Here is a 1,999-nt window from a genome sequence, read left to right as displayed (position 1 = left end):
GTCGGTTCTGTGAATGTTTCCGCTTCGGAATCAGTTTCTGCATCACAAACTCCTGCCCTATCCATCACCAAAACAGCCACTGAGTCAACATTTGCCGATGTAGGAGATGTATTGAACTATACCATTGTCGTGACCAACACGGGTAATGTGACTTTGAGCAATGTTGCTGTAAGCGATCCATTGACAGGTTTGAATAATTCTATTCCAAGTCTTGCTCCGGGTGCGGTTGAATCAATCGCTACTTCTTACACAGTCACCCAAAGTGACATAGATGCAGGAAAAGTTGACAACACCGCTTCTGCGGCTGTAGGTTCAGTGAATGTTTCCGCTTCGGAATCTGTATCGGCAACACAAACCCCTGCGCTTTCCATCACCAAGACAGCCACTGAATCAACCTTTGCCGCTGTCGGTGATGTATTGAACTACACCATTGTTGTGACCAATACAGGTAACGTGACTTTGAATAACATCTCGGTTTCGGATCCATTGACAGGATTGAATAATTCTATTCCAAGTCTTGCTCCGGGTGCGGTTGAATCAATCGCTACTTCTTACACAGTCACTCAAAGTGACATAGATGCAGGAAAAGTGGACAACACCGCTTCTGCTGCTGTAGGTACAGTGAATGTTTCCGCTTCGGAATCAGTTTCTGCAACACAGAGCCCTGCCCTATCCATCACCAAAACAGCTGCTGAATCAAGCTTTGCCGCTGTCGGAGATATATTGAATTACACCATTGTCGTAACCAATACAGGTAACGTGACTTTGGAAAACATTGCTGTAAGCGATCCTCTGACAGGATTGAATACAACAATTGCTTCTTTGGCTCCTTTGGCCTCCGAGTCAATCGCTACTTCTTATACAGTAACCCAAAGTGATATCGATGCAGGAAAAGTGGACAACACCGCTTCTGCTGCTGTAGGTACAGTGAATGTTTCCGCTTCGGAATCAGTTTCTGCAACACAGAGCCCTGCCCTATCCATCACCAAAACAGCGACTGAATCAAGCTTTGCCGCTGTCGGTGATGTATTGAACTACACCATTGTTGTGACCAATACTGGTAATGTCACTTTGAATAACATCTCGGTTTCTGATCCTTTGACGGGATTGAATACAACAATCGCTTCTTTGGCTCCTTTGGCTTTTGAGTCAATCGCTACTTCTTATACAGTCACCCAAAGTGATATTGATGCAGGAAAAGTGGACAATACCGCTTCCGCTGCTGTCGGTGCTGTGAATGTATCCGCTTCCGAGTCGGTTTCCGCAACACAGAGCCCTGCCCTATCCATCACCAAAACAGCAACTGAATCAAGCTTTGCCGCTGTGGGCGATGTATTGAACTATACCATTGTCGTGACCAACACGGGTAACGTGACTTTAAGCAATGTTGCTGTAAGCGATCCTTTGACAGGATTGAACACTTCTATTCCAAGTCTTGCACCTGGATCAAGTGAATCCATTCCGACATCTTATACTGTAACACAGGCTGATATCGATGCGGGAAAAGTGGACAACACTGCTTCTGCAGCTGTAGGTACAGTGAATGTTTCCGCTTCCGAGTCGGTTTCCGCAACACAAAGCCCGGCGCTTTCCATCACCAAGACAGCAACTGAGTCAACCTTTGCCGCTGTAGGAGATGTACTGAACTATACCATTGTCGTGACCAACACGGGTAACGTGACTTTGAGCAATGTTGCTGTAAGTGATCCTTTGACAGGTTTGAACGTTTCTATTCCAAGCCTTGCTCCGGGTGCGGTTGAATCAATCCCGACTTCTTATACCGTAACACAATCGGATATCGATGCAGGTAAAGTTGACAACACCGCTTCCGCTGCTGTCGGTGCAGTCAATGTCTCTGCTTCCGAGTCTGTAACTGCAACACAATTACCTGCCCTATCCATCACCAAGACAGCAACTGAGTCAACCTTTGCCGCTGTCGGAGATGTACTGAACTATACCATTGTCGTGACCAACACGGGTAACGTGACTTTGAGCAATG

General features: G+C 46.4%; 1 protein-coding gene. It reads left to right on the top strand.

Annotated features, from left to right (window positions below; genetic code table 11):
- Positions 1-1,999: beta strand repeat-containing protein (locus tag NK987_RS21325; RefSeq protein ID WP_420841195.1), on the top strand; the 1,999-nt coding region annotated here is incomplete at both ends.

This window comes from Aquiflexum gelatinilyticum (assembly GCF_024813435.1).
GTDB classification, from domain to species: domain Bacteria; phylum Bacteroidota; class Bacteroidia; order Cytophagales; family Cyclobacteriaceae; genus Cognataquiflexum; species Cognataquiflexum gelatinilyticum.
The sequence above is the reverse complement of the archived record's forward strand: the minus strand, read 5'-3'. Positions and strand labels throughout refer to the sequence as shown.